Genomic DNA, 21,025 nt, shown 5'->3' on the forward strand with positions numbered 1-21,025 from the left:
GGGCCGGTGCGGGGGTTGGTGGCGGTGTTCATCACGGTGATCAGGTGTTCGAACTGGTCCGTGGTGGCGAAGATTTCCAGGTGCTGCAGGCCGTGCCGGGGTTTGCGGAGGAAGGCGCCCTGGAGCTGGCGGAGCAGTTCCTCGGAGGGCTCGGCGCCGTCCTGGTCCAGCGCCTCCGTCCACCGGCGGGCGAACCGGGCCAGGAAGTCGGCGTCGTTCTCGGCCGCGGTGCGGGTCAGGGCGTGCTCCATCGCCGCCGCTGCCTCCGGGAGGCAGCTGTGCCGGACCCGGTCCAGGGCGAGCGTGATGACGGTCGCGGCCCGGGACGCGACCTCGCCGGCCGCGACGGCGGCTCCGAGCTCCGGGTGCACGGGCGCGATGGGCCGGCCGGCGAGTCCCTGCCGGGGCAGCAGTTCGGCGGCCAGCGTCAGCCGGCGCCTGGCCTCCGCGGCGCCGATCCGCAACCGCGCCCGCAGGAACTCCACCGTGTTCCGGTACCCGTCATCCAGCACCAATTCCGGCGCGGCCGGCTCACCCGTTCCGGGGCTTCCGGCGGGAGCCAAGGACAAGGACGTGCCGGCGGGAACCGCCCCAACAGACCTGCCGGCGGGAGCCGAGGAACGGGGCCCGCCGGCGGGAGCCGAGGCCAAGGAGGCGCCGGCAGGCTCCGCGGTTCCGGGTGTGCCCGTCTGCCACCCGCCGCCGCTCTCACGCCAGCCGGTGGTCCACCCGGTGACCGCCCCCGTTACAGCCCCCGCGGCCGCGGCTGCGGGCTGCTTCCTGGTCCGGTCCACGGCGGCCGCCGCGACGAGCTGCAGATACTCCACCGCGCGGGAGACTTCCTCCACGCTGCCGGCGAAGTCCGACGCGGCCCGGAAGCCCCACGACCCCGCATCCTCCGCGGCCGTCGAACCCACCGCCCGCAGCGCGGCCAGGGCGGCGTCCATACCGGATTGCCCGACCGGGGCTGCACCCCGCTCCGTGCCCTGCGCCTCGTCCCCGCAGGCGGTGAAATCCCTGATGAAATCCCTGACGGCTTCCATGGCTCGAGTCTATTTGAGGGCTCCGACAAAAGTGATGGGCACAGTTCCGCCTCGGAATGACTCCGGTACGGCGCACTCGGCCGAACCCCAAATGAACTGTGACCACGCACCCCGTTGGGTGCGTGGTCACAGTTGCGCGCCGAAAACAGCTGCGCGGGGCTAACGAACTAGAGCTTCAGGATGCCCGTGAGTCGCTCGGTGTCCTGCCGCGTCCGGGCCCTGCCGAGGTACACCACGGCCGCGATCGAGGCCGCAGTGCCCAGGACCATCGGCAGGATCCATGGGATCCAGGTCAGGCCCGGCTGGTAGCCGAATCCGGCCGCTATGAAGATGATCCAGCTGAGCATACCGACGGATGCAGCGACTCCCGCGGGGACGGCGACGCCGTACTTCTGGTGCCGCTTGTCGTTGGCCCACACCACGAAACCCGCAGCCACGGTCACCATGGCGACCACAATCAGGGAAAGCATTCAGGACACCTCACGATGTAGAACTGCGATGAAGGACGGTGGTGGGAAGAACGGGGCTAGAGGGCACCGAAGCCGACGCGGCGGGCCTCTTCTGCGCCGATTTCCACGTAGCCCAGAACATTGGCGGGGACGATCACCAGGCGGCCTTTGTCGTCCGTCAGCCGCAGTTCGCTGCCCTTGGCGATCGCGTCGCCAACTACCTTGGCGACGGCTTCGGCATCCTGCGCCGATTCGAGGACAATTTCGCGGCCAATGTTTTGAATACCAATCTTTACTTCCACAGCAAGGCCTCCCAGCCAATCAACGTCCAAAAAATGTCTAAGGTCAATCTCTAGTTGTAGTCTAGGTCTCTTTGGGGAAGCGGGAGATTCCGCGCCAAGCTAAACGGTAGATGAGGTCACTGGCTACATCGAGATCCAGGTTCCCGTCCGTTTCCAGCCAATACCGTGCGCTCACGTGGGCCATGCCGGCGAGTCCGCGGCCCAGCAGCTGGGCCTCCAGCTCAGGCAGTTTGGTGTCCTCGGCGATGACGTGAGCGACGGCGTCGGCGAAGGTCTTGTTGAACGTTTCCAGCCGCGCGCTGACGTCGGGATCGTTAATCAGGTCCGACTCGAAGACGAGCCGGTGGGCCTGGTCGTCGTGCGCGATGAAGCGGAAGTAGGCGCGCATGACGGCCTGGACGCGCTCGTCATTGTCGGTGGTGGAGTTCAGGGCGCCAAGCAGGAGGTCGGTCAGCTTGCTGAGGTGGCTGTCCAGCAGAGCCAGGTAGAGGTCCCGCTTGGAGGGGAAGTGCTGGTACAACACCGGCTTGCTGACGTGGGCGGTCTCGGCGATCTCGTCCATGGCGGCACCGTGGTAGCCGTTCGCCACGAAAACTTCCTGCGCGGCCGCCAGCAGCTGAGCCCGGCGTTCGTCGCGGGGGAGGCGGGCCGAGCGTTGTCCGCTCCGGGGCTGCCCTGCCGTCGGCTTGCCGGACTCGTCCCGCTCCAACGGTGCCTGATGAACCACTGTCGGCCTTCTTTCCCTTATCCACCCCATTGCGCGCAATGGCAATCATTTGCATTTTGTACTGAACTACCTTGCACTCAATTACACCTTACGCGCGGGTAATATGACCTGGTGGTATCTTCGGGCATAGATTGAAGTATGGCTTCCAAGTTCACCGCCGCCGGTGCCCCCGCAACCCCCCAGACGAAGCTGGATCCGCAGCCCGGACCGCTGGTCGACCCGGCTGCGGACCTCAGGCCGGACGAGGTGGAACGCTACTCGCGGCACCTGATCATTCCGGAGATCGGCGCGATCGGCCAGCGACGCCTCAAGAACGCAAAAGTCCTGGTGATCGGTGCCGGTGGCCTCGGCTCCCCGGCCCTGCTCTATCTCGCCGCCGCGGGGGTCGGCACCCTTGGCATCGTCGATGACGACGACGTCGACCTCAGCAACCTCCAACGCCAGATCATCCATGGTGTCGAGGATGTGGGCCGGCCGAAAATCGAGTCCGCCCGCGACGCCATTAAGGCCCTGAACCCGCTCGTGGACGTCCGGCTGCACAACGTCCGGCTCGACGCGTCCAACGTACTGGAGCTCTTTGCCGGCTACGACCTGATCCTCGACGGCGCCGACAACTTTGCCACGCGCTACCTCGTCAACGACGCCGCCGCCATCCTCGGCAAGCCCTACATTTGGGGATCGATTTTCCGTTTCGACGGCCAGGTCAGCGTCTTTTGGGAACAGTTCGGGCCCACCTACCGGGACCTCTACCCGGAGGCACCCCCGCCCGGATCCGTGCCGTCCTGCGGCGAAGGCGGCGTGTTCGGCATGCTGTGCGCCGCCGTCGGAGCGCTGATGGTGACCGAAGCGGTCAAACTGATCACCGGCGTCGGCCGGTCCCTGCTGGGCCGGCTGGCGCTCTATGACGCTCTGGGCGGCACCTGGCGCGAGATCAAGGTGACCAAGGACCCGGCGGCAGCACGAATCACCGAACTCACCGATTACGAGGCCTTCTGCGGGATCACTCCAACGGCGGATGCCGGTACCGAGCACACCGTGACGGCGACCCAGCTCGCCACCATGCTGGCCTCCCGCAAGGCCGGCCTCAAAGACTTCCACCTCGTGGACGTGCGGGAGCAGGGAGAATACGAAATCGTCCGCATTGAGGGGTCGGAGCTGATCCCGCAAGGCCGCATCCTTGCCGGCGAGGCGTGGCAGGAACTGCCCCAGGATGCCGAAATTGTCTTCCACTGCAAGGCCGGAACACGATCCGCCGCCGTCCTGTCCGCAGCCCGCGCCGCCGGGTACGAGCGCGTCAGCCACCTCGAAGGCGGCATTCTCGCCTGGGTACGGGACGTGGAGCCCGGGAAACCGGTGTATTGAGCCGCGGCGGCCCATATGGCCAGCAAGGCCGCGATACCGCACAACATGCTCCGCCGAGCGGCGCCCTAAAACGAAAGGCCTGGTCATGAGCGAGGAAAATGTCGTGAGAGAGGAAGACGCCGTGAGCCAGGAAAATACAGTGACGTCCCAGCGCAAGATTGGCTCCGGGTTCGGCCGGGATTCGACGGCGGCCGACGTCATTGCCGGCATCGACCTGACCGGGAAGACCGCTATTGTCACGGGCGGCTACTCGGGGCTGGGCCTGGAGACCGTGCGGGCGCTGGCCTCCGCCGGCGCCACCGTCGTGGTGCCGGCCCGGCGGCCCGAGCATGCCCGCGACGTCCTGGCCGCGGCGGGGCTGACGCCGGCAACGGCTGGCGGCGGCGTCAGCGTTGCCGAACTGGAAGTTGCCGAATTGGACCTGGCGGACCAGGACAGTGTGAAGGAGTTCGCCGCCGGCTTCCTGGCCGGTCCGGCACTTGGCGCGGCGCCGGGCTCAGGCCGCAGCCTGGACATCCTCATCAACAACGCCGCCATCATGGCAAGTCCGGAGCAAAGGGTGGGACCCGGCTGGGAATCACAGTTCGCCACGAACCACCTCGGCCATTTTGCCTTGACCAACCTGCTGTGGCCGGCGCTTGCCGCGGCGCAGGGAGCCCGCGTGGTCTCGCTGTCCTCGACCGGCCACAAGCTCTCGGCCATTCGCTTCGATGACATCAATTTCGACGCCGGCTACGACAAATGGCGTGCCTACGGCCAGGCCAAGACGGCGAACGCGCTCTTCGCCGTCCAGCTCGATGCCCTGGGCCGGAACTTTGGCGTGCGCGCCTTCGCAGTACATCCCGGCGGGATCATGACGGAGCTGCAACGGCACCTGCCGCGGGAGGAGATGATCGCCGCGGGCTGGATGGACGAGCACGGCAAACTCGACCCGCGCTTCAAGACACCCGCGCAGGGCGCCGCCACCTCGGTCTGGGCCGCAACCGCGCCGGCGCTCGAAGGAATGGGCGGCGTCTACTGCGAGGACTGCGACATCGCCGAAGCCACGGTGCCGGGATCGCCCGAAGCCAGGATCAGGGGAGTGGATGCCCACGCGGTGGACCGGGAGGCGGCCACTAGGCTGTGGCAGGTGTCGGCCGAAATGACCGGGATCAACGCTTTCCCCGGATAATCCAGGGATAAACCGCGGCGCGGGAACGCGCGGGGCAGCTACGCGGTTTCGCGGATGTCGCCCGCGGCAGGGCCGGGGTCGCCGGGGTTGTGGGCACCGGGGTTGTGGACAGCGGCGTAGTGGTCCACGGGGCACGCGGCCCCGGAACCGGCGGCACCTGCAACCGTTGCGCCGGCGGTGGGCTCCACCGTGATGCCGTACAGCGCCTCAAGACCGGCAATGTAGGCGTCCTGCTGTCCGTTGGAGGCCAGTTCGCGGGCCCGGACGGTGGGGACGTGGAGAAGCTGTTTCACCATGCGGCGCAGGGCAAATTCGACTTCTTCGGCGGCGGCCGTGCAGCCATGCCGGGCCCGGACCTTTTCCATTTCCGCATCCAGGACGTTCATCGTGTGGCGGCGCAAGGCGACGATCGCCGAGTCGACGCTCCTGGCCTCGCGCTCCTGCTCGAAGGCGCTGGCCGCCCCGGCCACGATGCTGCTGGCCTGTTCGAGCGACTCGGCCTGTTCCTGCGGTGCGGCCAGCCGGACCGATTCCAGCGTCAGCAGTTCGACGCCGTCGAGGTCGCCGACGGCGGGGTCGAAGTCATGGGTCAAAGCGAGATCGATCGCGATCAGCGGCTGGGGCGAGTTCGCCCGGATCCGGGCGAGTTCGTCCGCTTCGACCCGGCTGTCGGAGCCGCTGCAGCCGATCATGACGTCGGCCCCGGCAACTGCGCCCGGAAGCGTGTCCTCGTTCAGTGCCGTGCCGCCCCGGGTGGCGACGAAGCTGGCGGCGCGGCCGGAGGAGGAATAAACAGAGACATCGGTGCAGCCACGTTCACGCAGCAGGGACATGGTGGCACCGGCATAGGCGCCGGTCCCGAAGACGACGGCTTTCTTGGCGGACCAGTCCGGGTTTTCCGACAGGTCAGTGGCGAGGTCCAGGGCCACGGAAACGATGGAGAGCCCGCGCGAACCCAACGCCGTCTGGGCGCCGACGTCCTTCGCGGTCTTGGACGCGGCCTGGAACAGCCTGACCAGGCCGGAGCTGGCGGTGCCCTCGTGCTGGGCCGTGATCAAGGCGCGGCGGACCTGCCCGGCAATTTCCCGTTCGCCCACCACAGCGGAGTCCAGACCGGAACTGACCGAGAAGAGGTGCTGGCTGACCTCGGCGCCGGTGCGGGTGCTGAAGGCGCGGGAGACGAGCTGATCGTTGAGTCCGCTGGCGCCGCTGATGTGGGTGATGAGGGCCGCCCGGGCGGCGGCGACGGCGTCCGGATGGGGGGCTTCGCCGTAGATTTCAAGGCGGTTGCAGGTGGCAAGGACAACGGCACCCGCCACGGCCGGCGATCCGGCGAGGGCGGATGTGGCGATCCCTGAAGCACCGGTGCTCAACTGAGCAACGGTTTCGAGGTCGATGTCGGCGTGTGTAGCCACCAATGAAAAAAGAACCACAGCATCACCATCATAGCTTTTTCGCGCCCGTGTAGAACAACTGCCCGGGCGTGGGCTCAGGCACCCTGGCCTGTGATTCCCGCCACGACGTGGCACTCGGGGCCGGTGTCAGAGCCGGCGTGACAGGCTGTCGTTATCTTTTGGGCACAAATTTGGGCACAATCGAAGTCATGACTCCAAGCGCTGCGGCACGTGCCGGCACGACCACATTCAGTACGTCCGACAACGGCACAGCCGGCAATGCAGCCATTGACGGCGCCGCCACAGACGTCGCCGCCCGCGGCCTCGATGCCGGCCACCCGCTGATGGACGGCCGCACCGCGGATTCGCCGCTGATCACCGCCTACCGCGGCGGCAAGCCCTCCCGCCGTCCCGTCTGGTTCATGCGCCAGGCCGGCCGCTCACTGCCCGAATATCTCAAGGTCCGTGAGGGCGTCGCGATGCTGGACTCGTGCCTGCGCCCCGAGCTCGCTTCCGAGATCACCCTGCAGCCGGTCCGCCGCCACGACGTCGATGCCGCCATCTTCTTCTCGGACATTGTCATCCCGCTCAAGCTGGCCGGCGTCGGAGTGGACATCGTGCCCGGCGTCGGACCCGTCCTGGACAAACCGGTCCGCACGGCCGCGGACGTTGCCGCCCTGCCGCAGCTGACCTGGGAGGCCTTGGAGCCCATCCGCGAAGCCGTCCGGCTCACGGTGGCCGAGCTCGGCAGCACCCCGCTGATCGGCTTCGCCGGTGCGCCCTTTACCCTCGCCGCGTACATGGTGGAAGGAAAGCCTTCCCGCGACCACCTCGGCCCGCGCACGATGATGCACGCCGACCCCGAAACCTGGACTGCCCTGGCCAACTGGGCCGCCGATGCCTCGGGGATGTTCCTCCGCGCACAGCTGGAAGCCGGCGCCTCCGCCGGCCAGCTCTTCGACTCCTGGGCCGGTTCGCTGGGACTTGCCGACTATCAGCGCTTCGTTGCGCCGGCGTCGTCCCGTGCCCTGGACCATGTCCGGCACCTGGGTGCACCCCTGATCCACTTCGGCACCGGCACCTCGGAACTGCTCGTCGCGATGCGCGACGTCGGCGTTGACGTCGTGGGGGTCGACTACCGGCTGCCGCTGGACGAAGCCAACCGCCGCCTCGGCGGCACCGTCCCGCTGCAGGGCAACATCGACCCGGCACTGCTTTCGGCACCGTGGGAAGTCCTCGAAGCCCACGTCCGAGAGGTGATCGCGGCCGGCTCCGCGGCGCCCGGGCACGTCCTGAACCTCGGCCACGGCGTGCCGCCGGAGACGGACCCTGAGGTGCTCACGCGCGTCGTCGAACTCATCCACTCCATCGCTCCGGAGTAGGGGCGTGGACGCAGGCGCCGCCGGGACTCGCGTGGAAGGCACCGCCGTCGTGATCGGGGGCGGGATTTCGGGACTGCTTGCGGCACGGGAATTCGCCCGGGCCGGGGTCCGCACCACCGTCCTGGAAACCGGCGAGGCCTGGGGCGGCTGCGTCGGCAGCCATGTCGTGGCCGGACTGACCCTGGACAGCGGCGCGGAGTCTTTCGCCACCCGCACCGCCGCCGTAGCTGATCTCGCCGCGGAGCTGGGGCTGGCCGGCGAGGTCGTTGCGCCGAACCCCGGCGGGGCCTGGGTCCAGTTGCCTGACGGCCCCAGGGAACTGCCTAAGACCGGTGTGCTGGGCATCCCGGCGAGCCCGTGGGACCCGGAAGTCCGCCGGTCGTTGGGCCTGCTGGGATCGCTCCGCGCCTCCGTCGACGCCGTGCTGCCGGCCTCGCTGGGCACCGCTGCCGGGGCAACGAGCGTGTCAGCCCTGGTCCGCCGGCGGATGGGCAGGCGGGTCCTGGACCGGCTCGTCGCACCGGTGGTCGGCGGCGTCCACTCGGCCGACCCTTCAGTGCTCGACGTCGACATGGTGGCCCCCGGTCTGCGGGCCGGCATCCGCCAGCACGGTTCCCTCGCCGCCGCCGTCGCGGCCCAGCGCAGGGGAGCGGCGGCCGCCACGGGCAGACCCCCCGGACCAGCCGGAACAGCCGGACCGTCCGGAACAGGCCAGGCCGGCGGGCTCCAGAAGGCCGGTTCCGCCGTCGCCGGGCTGCGCGGCGGCATGCACACCCTCGTCGCCGCCCTGCTGGCCGATCTGCGTCAGCGCGGAGTCACCCTGCTGCCCGGCACCGCGGCCCGGTCAGTGCGGCGCACAGCCGACGGCTGGCGCGTGGCCACGGACGAGGCCACTTTCGACGCCGGGCTCCTCGCGGTTGCGGTCGAGGGTCCCGCCGCCGTCGGGCTGCTTGAGGAGTCCCTGCCGGAACTTGCCGGCCACCGCCCCGATGCCGGACCCGACGTCAGCCTTGTCACGCTCGTGGTGGACCTCCCGGCCCTTGACGCGGCGCCACGCGGCACCGGCGTGCTTGTTGCGCCGCAGAGCCCGGGTGTGCAGGCCAAGGCGCTGACGCACGCCACCGCCAAATGGGCGTGGCTGGCGGAGCATGCAGGCCCGGGACGGCATGTGCTCCGGCTCTCCTACGGGCGGAGTGCAGCTCCAGGGGCTGTTACTCCCGGGGCGTTGCCCGAGCCCCGCGGCGGCGGACTGGCCGCGGCGCCGCGCTCCGACGATGAACTTTTCCGCGCAGCCCTGGCTGATGCGTCGGCCCTGCTGGCGGTGCCAGTCGGCGCCGGGGACGTGGCCGATTGGGACGTGGTCCGCTGGGCCGGCGCGCTGCCGTTTGCGTCCCTGGGCCACAGGCAGCGCGTCGCGGCCGTCCGGAGCGTCTGTGCCGCGGACGGCACGCTTGCCGTGGTGGGTGGCTGGCTGTCCGGCAATGGCCTGGCAGCGATCGTGGCCGACACCCCGCAGCAGGTCCGCACCCTGTTGTCCTGAACGTTGTCCTCAGCGCGGTTGCCTGAATGTGGTTGCCTGAATGTGGCTGCGCTGAATTCGGTGACCCTGAATCTGGCTGTTCCGAACGAGGTTTACGAGTCCCAAGCACACCTTCAGTCACAGGAATCACAGCGGTTCCAAAGGCACCCTGAACCCCTCCGGTCACGGCGGTTTCGTGCCGGAAATTCGCGGTTTTTGCAAGTTTTTCCTGCTGGTCGATTCCGGCTAGGCTCGATGACCATGTTTATTTTCAGGTCCAAGGTGTCAACAACGAAGACCGGCCGCCATCGGGGCCTTCGAAGCGGCGCGGCGGCGGTCGCGCTCGGGGCCGTACTGGCTGGCACCGCCGGGGCTCCTGCCTCGCAGGCGGCCGCAGGGTTGTCCGCGGCGGCGTCCACCGCACCGTCCGCGCAGGGTTCGCTGACCCTCGGCCTCGGCGACGTGCTGGACAGCCTGCTGGGTTCCTCGACGACGCCGAGCCCCTCGCCGTCCGCCGGCTCGGGCGAGTCCTCCCCGTCGCCGTCGCACGGCAGCAGCCCGGTGCCCAGCGACCCCGAGCCCAGCGACCCGGAACCCAGCGACCCGGAACCCAGCGACCCCGAGCCCAGCAATCCCGAACCCACGGCCCCGCGCACCAGTACCCCACCGGCGTCGAGCACCCCGCCCGCGAAGGTTGCGCCGCCCGCCGGGCCGCAGGACCCCGCCGCGCCGCCCGCCGCCCCGGCTCCGGGAGCTCCCGCCGCAGGCGGATCCGCCGGGTCTGCCCCCACCGGACAGGCCCCCGGCCGGCCGGCACCGGGCAGCGCGGCCGCCGACCTGGCCGCCGACCCACAGTCCGGCACCGCGGTGGCGGCCGCGGGCAACAGTGCCGGCGCGCAGGCGTCGGCCTCGAAGTCGGCCACACCGCACCCGTCCCCAGCGGGTTCAAACACAGCCGGCTGGACCCAGGCGCCGGCTCCGGCCAAGGGCCACTCCGGCAACTCCTCCCTCGAGGCAACCTCGACGTTGGAACCGGCCGGCCTGTCCCCGCTGGTCGGCTGGGGCATTGGCCTGGTGGCGCTCTCGCTCGGCGCCGGCGCCGCGGTCCTCCGGATGCGCCGGAGCTGAGAGGACCCGCCTCCCGCGGACGCACCCCCTCCCGCAGACCCGCCTCCCGCGGACGCACCCCCTCCCGCAGACCCGCCTCCGGCGGATGCGCCCCCACCTCCCGCGCCCCGCATGTGAAATAAAGCACTTCTACGCGCTGTAGAAGTGCCTTTTTTCGACTTAGCTGGGGAGAGGAGGCAGACTGGTATGCATGAGCCACACTTCTGCCGAATCTGTCACTAAAACCGGAATGTCAGCCCCCGGAGAATCAGTCGCCGGGGCATCGGCGCCCGAAGATTCAACTGAGCAGTTCTTCACCCTTTGGACCGTATTCAAGCGGTCAGCGGACATCCTGCGCGGCGCCGATGCCGCTGAGGACTTCGAGGCCCTGATGAAAAGCCTCGCCGACGCCGGAGTTGTCCACCGCGGCAGCTACGACGTCTCGGCGATGCGGGCCGACGCGGACATTATGGTCTGGTTGCACGGTCCCCGGCCGGAAGCGCTGCAGCGGGCAGTGCGGGACATCCGGCGCAGCAAACTTTTCGCCGGCACCGAGATCGTCTGGTCCGCCATGGGCGTGCACCGGGAGGCCGAGTTCGCCAAGAGCCACACCCCGGCGTTTTCCCGCGGCGTGGAACCGGCGGAATGGCTCTGCGTCTACCCCTTCGTCCGCTCCTACGAGTGGTACCTGCTCCCGGACGCCGAGCGCGGCGCCATGCTCCGCGACCACGGCATGCTGGGCCGCGACTTCCCCCAGGTCATCTCCAACACCGTCTCTTCCTTCGCCCTCGGCGACTGGGAATGGATCCTCGGGCTGGAAGCCCCCGAGCTCGTGGACCTCGTGGACCTGATGCGCCACCTGCGCGCCACCGAAGCCCGGCACCACGTCCGCGAGGAAATCCCCTTCTACACCGGCCGCCGCGTCACCGCCGCCGAGATTGCCGAGGTCCTGGCATGAGCCCGCTCGATCCGCAGGAATCCGCCGCCCCGGTAACCGCCGTGAACACCGTCACCGAGGCCGGCCGGATGGCCCCCAAGGAGTACGACGCCGTGCTCCTCGCCTCGTTCGGCGGACCCGAAGGCCAGGAGGACGTCATCCCGTTCCTCCGCAACGTCACCCGCGGCCGCGGCATCCCCGACGAACGGCTCGAAGAGGTCTCGCACCACTACCGCGCCAACGGCGGCATCAGCCCCATCAACGGACAGAACCGTCAGCTCAAGGCCGGCATCGAGGCCGAGCTTGCAGCCCGGGGCATCGCGCTGCCGGTGTTCTGGGGCAACCGCAACTGGGATCCGTACATCCCGCAGACCCTGCAGGAGATGTACGACGCCGGCCACCGCAAGGTGCTCATGCTCACCACGAGCGCCTACTCCTGTTACTCCAGCTGCCGCCAGTACCGCGAGGACATCGGCATGGCGCTGACCGAAACCGGGCTCGACGGCAAGCTCGAGGTCGACAAGGTGCGCCAGTACTTCGACCACCCCGGGTTCGTGGAGCCCTTCATCGAGGGCACCGCCGCCGGCCTCGCCGACGTCCGTGCCCAGCTGGCCGCCGCCGGCACCCCGGACGCCCCCGTGCACATCCTGTTCGCGACGCACTCCATCCCGACCCGCGATGCCGAGGCCGCCGGCCGGTCCGAGGGCGAGCCGCGCACTTTTGAGGAAGACTCCGCCTACGCCGCACAGCACCTGGCCTCCGGCACCGAGATCATCCGCCGGGTGGAAGACGCGACCGGCCTGACCGCACCCTGGTCCCTCGTCTACCAGTCCCGCTCCGGCGCCCCGCACGTGCCGTGGCTCGAACCGGACATCAACGACGCCATCGAGGAGCTCGCAGGCCAGGGCGTCAAGGGCATCGTGATTGTGCCGCTGGGCTTTGTCAGCGACCACATGGAAGTGGTCTGGGATCTGGACACCGAGGCGCTTGAGACCTGCGCCCGGCTGGAACTGGCCGCAACGCGCGTCCCCACACCCGGAACGCACCGCAAGTTTGTCGCCGGACTTGTGGACCTCATCTGCGAGCGGACCGTCGCGAACAACATTGCCGAGCGGCCGCACCTGACCAAGCTCGGCCCCTGGTACGACGTCTGCCGCCCCGGCTGCTGCGCTAACTTCCGCGGCGAAAAGCCCACCATCGCCGGAGCCGACACCACCGTCGGGACCGGACACGATCCCTACCCGGCCGCCCCTGTGGCTTCGGGCACGGCTGTTGCGGCGGCGGGCCAGGGAACCGCATGAGCGTCCGGATCGGCACGCGCGCCAGCAAACTCGCCCTGACCCAGACCCAGCAGACCGCGGACCAGCTGGCCGCCGTCGGCGGGTTCCCCGTGGAGCTGGTCCATATCCGGACCGACGGCGACGTCCTCAAAGGCTCGCTGTCCCAGATGGGCGGTACCGGCGTCTTCGTCGCCGCGCTCCGCGACGCCCTGTTGCAGGACATCTGCGATATCGCCGTGCATTCGCTCAAGGACCTCCCGACCGGTCCGGCCCTCGGCCTGAGCCTCGCGGCCACACCCCAACGCGTCGACGTCCGGGACGTGCTGTGCGCCCGCGACGGGCTGAAGCTCGCCGACCTGCCGAGCGGCGCGAGCGTCGGCACCGGCTCCCCGCGCCGCGCGGCCCAGCTCCGCGCCGTGCGTCCGGACCTGGACATCCGCGACATCCGCGGGAACGTGGACACCCGGCTGGGACGCGTCCCCGGGCTGTCGGGCAACACGAACGACGCCGTCGTTGACGGCAAGTCAAACGACCTCGACGCCGTCGTGCTCGCAGCCGCCGGACTGCACCGGATCGGCCGGCTCGACGCGGTCAGCGAATACCTCGAGACGGACATCATGCTGCCAGCCGCCGGGCAGGGTGCCCTGGCGATCGAATGCCGCACCGCCGACGCTCCCCGCCGGGCCGGGTCCACGGAAGGCTCCCAGGGCGTGCTGGCGCAGGCCCTCGCGGCCCTCGATGATCCGGACACCCGGCTCGCCGTCACGGCCGAACGGGCTTTGCTGGCCCGGCTGGAGGCCGGATGCGCCGCCCCGGTGGGCGCCTACGCCTACCGCAAGGGCAGCATGCTGCACCTCGAGGCGGTGGTCTGCGCCGTCGACGGCACGGCAACCGTCCGCGACAAGAAAGCCACCGACGGCCTCACCGAAGTCGGGGCAACGCTGCTCGGGATCGAGCTGGCGGAAGTCCTGCTGGCCCGCGGCGCCGCGGACATCGCGGACCTGGCAGCTTCCTGAACTGCGGATCCACCACTTCATGGCACGGCACAGCGACCGCAACCACACGGGCGGCCCAACCGGCATGAGGGTGCCGGAGGGCGCCCGCGTGCTGGTTGCCCGCAGCCCGGACCGCGCGGGGGAACTCGTCACGGCCCTCCGCCGTGTCGGCGCCGAGCCGTTGCTGCTCCCGCTGATTGACTTTGAGCAGGCCAGCGACCAGCACTCCCTCGACGTCGCCTTCGACGCCCTCGGCGCCGGGGCCTACACGTGGCTCGTGATCAGCAGCGTGACCACAGTCCAGGCACTTGAGGCGAAAGCCGCGGAACGCGGCGCCTCCCTCAGCAGCTGGCTGCCCGGCAGCATCCTCGTGGCCACGATCGGCCCGGCGACCCGCCGTGAGCTGGAGTCCCGGGGCATCAGCGTCGACCTTGCGCCCACGGGCCAGCAATCCGGCACGGGCCTGCTCGACATCTGGCCCGCGAACCAGGGCAGCGTGCTCCTGCCCCAGGCGGACATAGCGGACCCGCGGCTCCGCAAGGGCCTCGAGGCCCGCGGTGCGGCCGTCCAGGCCGTCACCGCGTACAACACCGTCGACTATCCTGCCGATCCGCGCCGGGCCCTGCCCGCATTCCCGCCGGCCCCGCCGCAGGCGACCTTGTCGCAGGGGATCAGTCCGGCCGGGCAGGACGCGCCGCCGCCCACCGTGCTCACCACGGCCGAGGCGAAAGCCGAAATCGGGGCCGGCCGGCTGCACGCCGTCGTCGCCGCCTCCCCGAGCGCCGCCCGCCGCATCCACGCGGACCTCGGCCCGCTGGGCACCTGCCGTTTCGTCGCCATCGGACGCTCGACGGCGGCCGAGGCGGCCTCCCTCGGACTCAGCGTCGACGCCGTCGCCGAAGAGCCGACGGCGTCCGGCCTGGTTGCCGCCGTCGTGCGGTCCCTTGACCACCAGCAGCCCCCACCGCCTCCGTCAGCCGTAGAGCCCTCAGCAAAGGACACCATATGAGCTTCCCGACCCACCGCCCCCGCCGGCTCCGCACCACCCCGGCCATGCGCCGGCTGACGGCCGAACACCGGCTCTCAGCCTCGGAGCTCATCCTGCCGGCCTTCATCCGCGAAGGCCTGAGTGAGCCCAACCCGATCGCCTCGATGCCCGGCGTGCAGCAGCACACCACCGATTCGCTCAGGCGTGCCGCGGCCGAGGCTGTCCAGCTGGGCGTCGGCGGCATCATGCTGTTCGGCGTCCCCGCCGTCCGGGACGCGCGCGGGACGGCGTCGCTGGACCCCGACGGCGTGCTGAACAAGGCCATCCGGGACGTCCGCGCCGAGGTCGGCGACGACCTCGTGGTCATGAGCGACGTGTGCCTCGACGAATTCACCGACCACGGCCACTGCGGTGTCCTGGACGCCAACGGCTACGTCGACAACGATGCCACCCTGGAAATCTACGGCCAGATGGCGGTTGCCCAGGCCGACGCCGGCGCCCACGTCCTGGGCCCGTCGGGCATGATGGACGGCCAGGTCGCCGTGATCCGGCAGGCCCTCGAGGACGCCGGGCACGCCAACACCGCGATCGTGGCCTACGCCGCGAAATATGCCTCCGCGTTCTACGGCCCGTTCCGCGAGGCCGTCGACTCACAGCTGACCGGCGACCGCCGCACCTACCAGATGGACGCCGCCAACCGCCGGGAGGCCATCCTCGAGGTGGACCTGGACCTGGCCGAAGGCGCCGACGTGGTCATGGTGAAGCCTGCCATGAGCTACCTCGACATCCTCGCCGACGTCGCCGCCATGAGCCCGGTCCCCGTGGCTGCCTACCAGATTTCCGGCGAGTACTCGATGATCGAGGCCGCCGCCGCAAACGGCTGGATCGACCGCCGGGCCGCCATCACCGAGTCCGTCCTGGGCATCAAACGTGCCGGCGCCAACATGGTGCTGACCTACTGGGCGAGCGAGCTCGCCGGCTGGCTGAAGGAAACCCGATGAACACGGCCCCCGAATCCGCGGACGCCCCGCTCAAGTCCACACCCACCGCGCCGGTGGGGCCCAACCGCATCCTCCTGGGCCTGAACACGTTCGGCGATGTCGGGGTCTTCCCGGACGGCCATCCCGTCCCGCACGCCCAGGTGCTGCGCCAGCTCCTGGAACAGGCCGAACTCGCGGACCAGGTCGGCCTGCACGCCTTCGCGGTGGGGGAGCACCACCGCCGCGACTTCGCTGTCTCCGCCCCGGAGGTATTCCTGGCCGCGGCGGCTGCCCGGACCAAGAACATCCGGCTCGGCTCCGCCGTGACAGTGCTCAGCTCCGATGACCCGATACGGGTGTTCCAGCGCTTCGCCACCGTGGACGCCATCTCCGGCGGCCGGGCAGAGGTCATGCTGGGCCGCGGGTCCTTCATCGAGTCTTTCCCGCTGTTCGGCCTGGACCTGGCGGACTACGAGGTCCTCTTCGAGGAAAAGCTCGAGCTCTTCGACAAGGTCCGGGCGCAGAAACCGGTCCACTGGGAGGGACGCACCCGGCCGGCCATCAGCGGCCTGAGCGTCTATCCGCCGCTGGAACACCACCTTCTGCCGACGTGGATCGGCGTCGGCGGCACGCCCGAGTCGGTGCTGCGCTGTGCCGAGTACGGCTACCCGATCATCTTCGCGATCATCGGCGGCCAGCCGCGGTCGTTCGCGCCCCTCGCCAACCTCTACCGTGAGGCCATGGCCAAGTACGGGCACCCGATGCAGCAGATGGCCACGCATTCGCCCGGCCACGTTGCCGCCACGGATGAGGACGCCCGCGAGGAGTTCTTCCCGCACTGGCTACAGCAGCGGAACCGGATCGGGGCCGAACGCGGCTGGGGCCCCGCCAGCCGGGGCGAGTTCGACGCGATGTGTACGCCCGAGGGAGCCCTCTATGTCGGGTCGCCGGAAACCGTGGCCGCGAAGATTGCCCTGCTCAAAAAGAACCTGGGCGTGGACCGCTTTGACCTCAAGTACAGCAACGGCACCCTGCCGCACACGGCCATGATGCGCTCCATTGAGCTGTTCGGCACCGAAGTGGCGCCCCGCGTGGCCGCGTTGCTTGGCGCCAACTGAACTGGCCGCGAACAGACCTCGCCGCGAACTGAAAGAATAGGAACCATGACTTCCAGCATGCCTCGCAACGAGGAACTCTTTGACCGTGCCCGCCAGCTGATGCCGGGCGGCGTGAACTCGCCCGTGCGCGCCTTCGGCTCCGTGGGCGGGACGCCGCGGTTCATGGTGTCCGCCAAGGGTGCCTACCTGACCGACGCCGATGGTGCCGACTACGTCGACCTCGTCTGCTCCTGGGGCCCGGCGCTGCTGGGGCACGCCCACCCGGAGGTCCTGGCGGCCGTGCACGCCGCCGTCGACCGCGGTCTCTCCTTCGGCGCCTCCACGCCGGACGAGGCCAACCTTGCCGCAATCGTCAAGGAGCGCGTCCCGGCCGCCGAGCGCGTCCGGATGGTCTCCACCGGCACCGAGGCGACCATGACGGCCGTCCGGCTCGCCCGCGGCTTCACCGGCCGCAACCTGATCATCAAGTTCGCCGGCTGCTACCACGGCCACCTCGACGGCCTCCTCGCCGCCGCAGGCTCCGGCCTGGCGACCCTCGCGCTGCCCGGCTCGGCCGGGGTCACCGCCGCGACCGCCGCCGAGACGCTCGTGCTGCCCTACAACGACCTCGGCGCCGTCGAAGCCGCCTTCGCCAAGCACGGTGACAGCATTGCCGCCGTCATCACCGAAGCCGCTCCCGCCAACATGGGCGTGGTCGCCCCCGGCGACGGCTTCAACGCCGGCCTCTCCCGGATTACCCGCGAACACGGTGCCCTGCTGATCCTCGACGAGGTCCTGACCGGCTTCCGCACCGGCTACTCCGGCTACTGGGGCCTCACCGGCGGCGCCGCCGGTGCCGCCCAGCCGTGGACCCCGGACCTGCTGACATTTGGGAAGGTGATTGGCGGCGGCATGCCGACGGCGGCTCTCGCCGGACGCGCGGAGGTCATGGACTACCTGGCGCCGCTGGGCCCCGTCTACCAGGCCGGGACTCTGAGCGGTAACCCGGTGGCCATGGCCGCCGGGGTCGCGACCCTCACGCACGCCACCCCCGAGGTCTATTCGTTCGTGGATGCCCGCTCGCTGGAACTCTCCGCGGCGCTGTCCTCCGCACTCGATGCGGCCGGCGTGGACCACTCCATCCAGCGCGCAGGCAACCTGTTCTCCGTGGCCTTCGGCACGGGCGCCCGGGGTGTCCACAACTACGAGGACGCCCAGGGCCAGGAAGTGTTCCGCTACGCCCCGTTCTTCCACTCCATGCTGGACTCCGGCGTTTACCTGCCGCCGTCGGTCTTCGAGGCCTGGTTCCTCTCCGCCGCGCACGACGACGCCGCGATGAACCGGATCTTCGACGCCCTGCCGGCAGCGGCTAAGGCGGCGGCCGGCGCCAAGCCGTAGCCTCAGCCCTTAAATGACTGATGGCACCCGCCGCTGCGGGTGCCATCAGTCATTTAAGCTGCCGTGACGCTGGAGCGAACTACAGAACGTCCGCGAGGAACCCCTGCAGCCGCTCGGTCCGCGGGCTGGTAAAGATCTGTTCCGGGGGACCGGACTCGACGACGACGCCGGCGTCCATGAACGTCACGGTGTCCGAGACATTGCGGGAGAAGCCCATCTCGTGGGTCACCACCACCATGGTCATGCCGCCCTTGGCGAGGTCGGCCATCAGCGCCAGCACACCCTTGACGAGCTCGGGGTCGAGGGCGGAGGTGGCCTCATCGAAGAACATCACCTCCGGCTTCATGGCCAGGGCGCGGGCAATGGCGACACGCTGCTGCTGGCCGCCGGAGAGGTTGGCGGGACGCGCGTCGGCCTTGTGTTTGAGCCCCACCAGGTCGAGCTGCTCGAGTGCCTCGGCCCGGGCCTGCTCCGCCGGCAGCTTGCGCAGCTTCCGCAGCGCCAGCGAGACGTTGTCCACCACGGTCTTGTGCGGGAACAGGTTGAACTGCTGGAACACCATGCCGATCCGCTGGCGCAGCTCGTCCGGGTTGTCCTTCAGGACCGAGCGGCCATCGAGCAGGATGTCGCCCTGGTCCGGTTCGATCAGACGGTTCATGACACGCAGCAGCGTCGATTTTCCTGAGCCGGAGGGCCCGATCACCGAGGCAGTGGTGCCCTTCTCGACATGAAGGTCGATGCCGCGGAGGACATGGTTCGTGCCGAAGGACAAGTGCAGGTTCTTGCCGGTCAGCGAGCCGGAGGCGAATTCGCTCATGGCTGTGCTCCCTTCCCGATCAAGGCCGCGGCGTCGTCAGGCTGACGCTTCTCCGGACGGCCGGTGCGCAGACGCTTGTCGATGTAGTTGACCAAGTGGGTGAGCGGAACGGTCAGGATGAGGTACATGAACGCGGCGGCAACCAGTGGCGAGAGGTTTCCCGTATTGGCGGCGGCGTCGTTACCGATCCGGAAGATCTCGCGCTGGCTGGCGATCAGGCCCAGCAGATAGATCAGGGACGAGTCCTTGATCAGCGCGATGAACTGGTTGACCAGGGCCGGGAGCACGCGCCGGACGCCCTGTGGAATCACCACGAGGCGCATAGACGAGCCATAGCTGAAGCCCAGGGCCCGGGACGCCTCCAGCTGGCCCTTTTCCACGCTCTGGATGCCCGAGCGGAAGATCTCGCCGATGTAGGCCGCCGCCATGAGCGTCAGGGCGAAGATGGCCAGCGGGAACGGGTTCGTGGATCCGGTCGCTACCCGGACTATGGGTCCGAGCCCGAGGCCGATGAGGAGGATGATGACAATAGCCGGAACGCCGCGGAAGATGTCCGTGTAGATCCGGGAGAGCCACCGCAGCGGCGTCAGGCGGGACGTGCCCATGACGGCCAGGACCATGCCCAGGATGCACCCGAGCACGCCCGAGGAAACCGCCAGGATCAGGGTGTTGGGCAGGCCGAACATAATCATGTTCGGCAGGACGGCTGCCATCGCCTCCCAGTCAAAGAAGGTCTTTACGAGTTGATCGAGTGCATCCATGGACTAGGACTTCGGAACGGTGACAGCCTTGGAGCCCGGGGACCACGTGGCCGGGGTCTCGCGGTCCGGGTACCATTCCTTGGTCAGCTTGGACCAGGTGCCGTCGGCAATCACGGCGTCGAGGCCGGAGTTCAGCGCGTCGATGAGCGGCTGGTTTTCCTTGTTCACGGCGTACGCGGTGAAGTTCTGGGTGTTTACAACCGACTCGGCGATGACCGTGCCGTCGCCTTCCTTGACCTGGCCGGTAGCCTGCTGGGACGGAGCGACCCAGGCGTCGACCTGGCCGTTCTTCAAGTTGGCGTACGCGGTGTTGTAGTCCTCGAAGCGGACGGGCTCGATCTGGAGGGTGTTGGTGACGTAGTCATCCTGCACCGTGCCCTGGACCACGGCGATGCGGGTGTCCTTGGTCAGGTCCTTGAACCCCTTGATGTTGGAGTCCTTCTTGGCGACCACGGCCATGTAGCCGAAGTCGTAACCGTTGGTGAAACCCACGGTCTTGCGGCGCGCGTCAGTGGTGGAGATCGAGGAGGACCCGAGGTCGAACTGCTTGTTCTGAACCTGGGCGAGCAGCGAGGCGAAGCCGGTCGCCTTGAACTCCACCTTGAGGCCCAGCTTGTCCGCAATGGCGCGCAGGAGCTCGTTGTCGTAGCCGGTGAACTTGCCCGACTTGTCGATGTAGATGTTCGGCGGGGCGTCCGAAAGGGTGCCCACAGTCAGGGTTCCGTCGCTGATCAGGCCGAGCTTGGACTTGTCAATCTGGTCCAGGGGAGTGACGTCCTTGGTCGTGTATTTGTCCAGGGACTTCTGGTCGCTGCCCTGGAGGGCATCCGTCGGTGACGCCGTTGACTGGGCCGAACCGCCGCCGCAGGCTGCAAGGGAAACCGCCACGGCGATGGCCACGGGAACGGTGGTCAGCCACTTCAAGGCTTTGCTTTTCATCACGCAATCACTTTCGTCTGAAATTCAGTGGGTCGCGGGAGGCTCATCGGGCCCCCGGCCGCTGGCTTGGGCGCCGGGTGGAGCAGACACGCCGCGAAAGATAATTGTGTCATCCGACGTGGGCGCCCATTCAATCCGAACAAATCAGAGATGATGTGTGCGTTCTGCGAACTATCTTCAGGATCGCGTGCGATCGGCGCTGATCCTGATAGTGCTGGCGGGGTGGCGCGGAATCATCGGCGCCGGAGCGGGCGGCAAGTGGAAGCCCCGGGCCGTGTGACCTCCGTCGCAATCACTGGATTTGCGCGCAGCGGGGGACTAGTTAAGCCGTTCCGCCGGCGAACGTTTCGTTTTAAGAAGTGCTCCCGCGCCGGGGC

Annotated in this window: 20 protein-coding genes; 12 read left to right on the forward strand and 8 right to left on the reverse strand. The window is 69.0% G+C overall.

The annotated features are described in order from the left end of the window. The 4 genes from AC1DNG_RS11310 to AC1DNG_RS11325 form a co-directional block, all read right to left on the reverse strand. The coding region (locus AC1DNG_RS11310; RefSeq protein WP_476887358.1) for a DUF222 domain-containing protein at positions 1-1,043 on the reverse strand (1,043 nt) is incomplete at its 3' end. A gap of 167 nt (positions 1,044-1,210) precedes the next feature. Then, the gene (locus tag AC1DNG_RS11315) at positions 1,211-1,513 is read right to left on the reverse strand and encodes a hypothetical protein (protein ID WP_476848746.1); all 303 of its coding nucleotides are present in this window, start codon (positions 1,511-1,513) and stop codon (positions 1,211-1,213) included. 56 nt (positions 1,514-1,569) lie between these two features. Continuing rightward, positions 1,570-1,794, reverse strand: a complete 225-nt coding sequence (locus AC1DNG_RS11320) for a DUF3107 domain-containing protein (RefSeq protein WP_028278253.1) — start codon at positions 1,792-1,794, stop codon at positions 1,570-1,572. A gap of 61 nt (positions 1,795-1,855) precedes the next feature. Continuing rightward, positions 1,856-2,551, reverse strand: a complete 696-nt coding sequence (locus tag AC1DNG_RS11325) for a TetR/AcrR family transcriptional regulator (RefSeq protein WP_374208359.1) — start codon at positions 2,549-2,551, stop codon at positions 1,856-1,858. 108 nt (positions 2,552-2,659) lie between these two features. On the opposite strand from AC1DNG_RS11325, the gene moeB reads away from it, so the two are divergent. Further along, a complete protein-coding gene (gene moeB / locus AC1DNG_RS11330) occupies positions 2,660-3,883 on the forward strand; it encodes a molybdopterin-synthase adenylyltransferase MoeB (RefSeq protein ID WP_476887359.1) in 1,224 nt (407 codons plus the stop codon). 85 nt (positions 3,884-3,968) lie between these two features. Then, positions 3,969-5,054, forward strand: a complete 1,086-nt coding sequence (locus AC1DNG_RS11335) for an SDR family NAD(P)-dependent oxidoreductase (RefSeq protein WP_476887360.1) — start codon at positions 3,969-3,971, stop codon at positions 5,052-5,054. A gap of 38 nt (positions 5,055-5,092) precedes the next feature. Here the strand turns inward: AC1DNG_RS11335 and AC1DNG_RS11340 are convergent, their stop codons facing one another. Beyond that, complete coding sequence (locus AC1DNG_RS11340; RefSeq protein ID WP_476887361.1) at positions 5,093-6,487, reverse strand: glutamyl-tRNA reductase; 1,395 nt, start codon at positions 6,485-6,487, stop codon at positions 5,093-5,095. Positions 6,488-6,657: 170 nt separating this feature from the next. Between AC1DNG_RS11340 and hemE the strand changes: the two genes are divergently transcribed. The 10 genes from hemE (at position 6,658) to hemL (ending at position 18,131) form a co-directional block, all read left to right on the forward strand. After that, complete coding sequence (hemE, locus tag AC1DNG_RS11345; RefSeq protein ID WP_476858909.1) at positions 6,658-7,830, forward strand: uroporphyrinogen decarboxylase; 1,173 nt, start codon at positions 6,658-6,660, stop codon at positions 7,828-7,830. 4 nt (positions 7,831-7,834) lie between these two features. After that, positions 7,835-9,370, forward strand: a complete 1,536-nt coding sequence (locus tag AC1DNG_RS11350; RefSeq protein WP_476887362.1) for a protoporphyrinogen/coproporphyrinogen oxidase — start codon at positions 7,835-7,837, stop codon at positions 9,368-9,370. 240 nt (positions 9,371-9,610) lie between these two features. Further along, entirely contained in the window at positions 9,611-10,477 is an 867-nt protein-coding gene (locus AC1DNG_RS11355; RefSeq protein ID WP_476887363.1) for a hypothetical protein, read from the forward strand. Positions 10,478-10,667: 190 nt separating this feature from the next. Then, on the forward strand, positions 10,668-11,414 hold the full coding sequence (gene hemQ, locus AC1DNG_RS11360; RefSeq protein WP_476887364.1) for a hydrogen peroxide-dependent heme synthase: 747 nt from the start codon (positions 10,668-10,670) through the stop codon (positions 11,412-11,414). Then, the gene (locus AC1DNG_RS11365; protein ID WP_476887365.1) at positions 11,411-12,694 is read left to right on the forward strand and encodes a ferrochelatase; all 1,284 of its coding nucleotides are present in this window, start codon (positions 11,411-11,413) and stop codon (positions 12,692-12,694) included. Before hemQ ends, AC1DNG_RS11365 begins: the two co-directional genes overlap by 4 nt. Beyond that, the gene (gene hemC, locus AC1DNG_RS11370) at positions 12,691-13,689 is read left to right on the forward strand and encodes a hydroxymethylbilane synthase (protein ID WP_476858905.1); all 999 of its coding nucleotides are present in this window, start codon (positions 12,691-12,693) and stop codon (positions 13,687-13,689) included. The genes AC1DNG_RS11365 and hemC overlap by 4 nt, the downstream gene beginning before the upstream one ends. A gap of 19 nt (positions 13,690-13,708) precedes the next feature. Continuing rightward, the gene (locus tag AC1DNG_RS11375; protein WP_476887366.1) at positions 13,709-14,677 is read left to right on the forward strand and encodes a uroporphyrinogen-III synthase; all 969 of its coding nucleotides are present in this window, start codon (positions 13,709-13,711) and stop codon (positions 14,675-14,677) included. Continuing rightward, positions 14,674-15,657, forward strand: a complete 984-nt coding sequence (gene hemB / locus AC1DNG_RS11380; RefSeq protein ID WP_476887367.1) for a porphobilinogen synthase — start codon at positions 14,674-14,676, stop codon at positions 15,655-15,657. The genes AC1DNG_RS11375 and hemB overlap by 4 nt, the downstream gene beginning before the upstream one ends. Beyond that, positions 15,654-16,754, forward strand: coding sequence for an LLM class flavin-dependent oxidoreductase (locus AC1DNG_RS11385; RefSeq protein WP_476887368.1), 1,101 nt, complete (start codon positions 15,654-15,656; stop codon positions 16,752-16,754). The genes hemB and AC1DNG_RS11385 overlap by 4 nt, the downstream gene beginning before the upstream one ends. Before the next feature lie 45 nt (positions 16,755-16,799). Beyond that, the gene (hemL, locus tag AC1DNG_RS11390; protein WP_476887369.1) at positions 16,800-18,131 is read left to right on the forward strand and encodes a glutamate-1-semialdehyde 2,1-aminomutase; all 1,332 of its coding nucleotides are present in this window, start codon (positions 16,800-16,802) and stop codon (positions 18,129-18,131) included. 79 nt (positions 18,132-18,210) lie between these two features. On the opposite strand, the gene AC1DNG_RS11395 is transcribed toward hemL, so the two are convergent. The 3 genes from AC1DNG_RS11395 to AC1DNG_RS11405 are packed head-to-tail and all read right to left on the reverse strand — an operon-like array spanning position 18,211 to position 20,648. Continuing rightward, the gene (locus tag AC1DNG_RS11395) at positions 18,211-18,948 is read right to left on the reverse strand and encodes an amino acid ABC transporter ATP-binding protein (RefSeq protein ID WP_028277189.1); all 738 of its coding nucleotides are present in this window, start codon (positions 18,946-18,948) and stop codon (positions 18,211-18,213) included. Further along, the gene (locus tag AC1DNG_RS11400; protein WP_028277188.1) at positions 18,945-19,709 is read right to left on the reverse strand and encodes an amino acid ABC transporter permease; all 765 of its coding nucleotides are present in this window, start codon (positions 19,707-19,709) and stop codon (positions 18,945-18,947) included. The genes AC1DNG_RS11395 and AC1DNG_RS11400 overlap by 4 nt, the downstream gene beginning before the upstream one ends. A 3-nt stretch (positions 19,710-19,712) precedes the next feature. Then, positions 19,713-20,648 carry an ABC transporter substrate-binding protein gene (locus AC1DNG_RS11405; protein WP_223913927.1) on the reverse strand — a complete coding sequence of 312 codons (936 nt, stop codon included), beginning with the start codon at positions 20,646-20,648 and terminating at the stop codon, positions 19,713-19,715. Positions 20,649-21,025: the final 377 nt, after the last annotated feature.

The organism is Arthrobacter sp. 01T425, assembly GCF_056398725.1.

Coding starts and splice junctions, on each gene's coding strand:
- AC1DNG_RS11315 (WP_476848746.1), bottom strand. CDS start 1,513: ATGCTTTCCCTGATTGTGGTCGCCATGGTGACCGTGGCTGCGGGTTTC.
- AC1DNG_RS11325 (WP_374208359.1), bottom strand. CDS start 2,551: ATGGGGTGGATAAGGGAAAGAAGGCCGACAGTGGTTCATCAGGCACCG.
- moeB (WP_476887359.1), top strand. CDS start 2,660: ATGGCTTCCAAGTTCACCGCCGCCGGTGCCCCCGCAACCCCCCAGACG.
- AC1DNG_RS11335 (WP_476887360.1), top strand. CDS start 3,969: ATGAGCGAGGAAAATGTCGTGAGAGAGGAAGACGCCGTGAGCCAGGAA.
- hemE (WP_476858909.1), top strand. CDS start 6,658: ATGACTCCAAGCGCTGCGGCACGTGCCGGCACGACCACATTCAGTACG.
- AC1DNG_RS11355 (WP_476887363.1), top strand. CDS start 9,611: ATGTTTATTTTCAGGTCCAAGGTGTCAACAACGAAGACCGGCCGCCAT.
- hemQ (WP_476887364.1), top strand. CDS start 10,668: ATGAGCCACACTTCTGCCGAATCTGTCACTAAAACCGGAATGTCAGCC.
- AC1DNG_RS11365 (WP_476887365.1), top strand. CDS start 11,411: ATGAGCCCGCTCGATCCGCAGGAATCCGCCGCCCCGGTAACCGCCGTG.
- hemC (WP_476858905.1), top strand. CDS start 12,691: ATGAGCGTCCGGATCGGCACGCGCGCCAGCAAACTCGCCCTGACCCAG.
- AC1DNG_RS11375 (WP_476887366.1), top strand. CDS start 13,709: ATGGCACGGCACAGCGACCGCAACCACACGGGCGGCCCAACCGGCATG.
- hemB (WP_476887367.1), top strand. CDS start 14,674: ATGAGCTTCCCGACCCACCGCCCCCGCCGGCTCCGCACCACCCCGGCC.
- AC1DNG_RS11385 (WP_476887368.1), top strand. CDS start 15,654: ATGAACACGGCCCCCGAATCCGCGGACGCCCCGCTCAAGTCCACACCC.
- hemL (WP_476887369.1), top strand. CDS start 16,800: ATGACTTCCAGCATGCCTCGCAACGAGGAACTCTTTGACCGTGCCCGC.
- AC1DNG_RS11395 (WP_028277189.1), bottom strand. CDS start 18,948: ATGAGCGAATTCGCCTCCGGCTCGCTGACCGGCAAGAACCTGCACTTG.
- AC1DNG_RS11400 (WP_028277188.1), bottom strand. CDS start 19,709: ATGGATGCACTCGATCAACTCGTAAAGACCTTCTTTGACTGGGAGGCG.
- AC1DNG_RS11405 (WP_223913927.1), bottom strand. CDS start 20,648: ATGAAAAGCAAAGCCTTGAAGTGGCTGACCACCGTTCCCGTGGCCATC.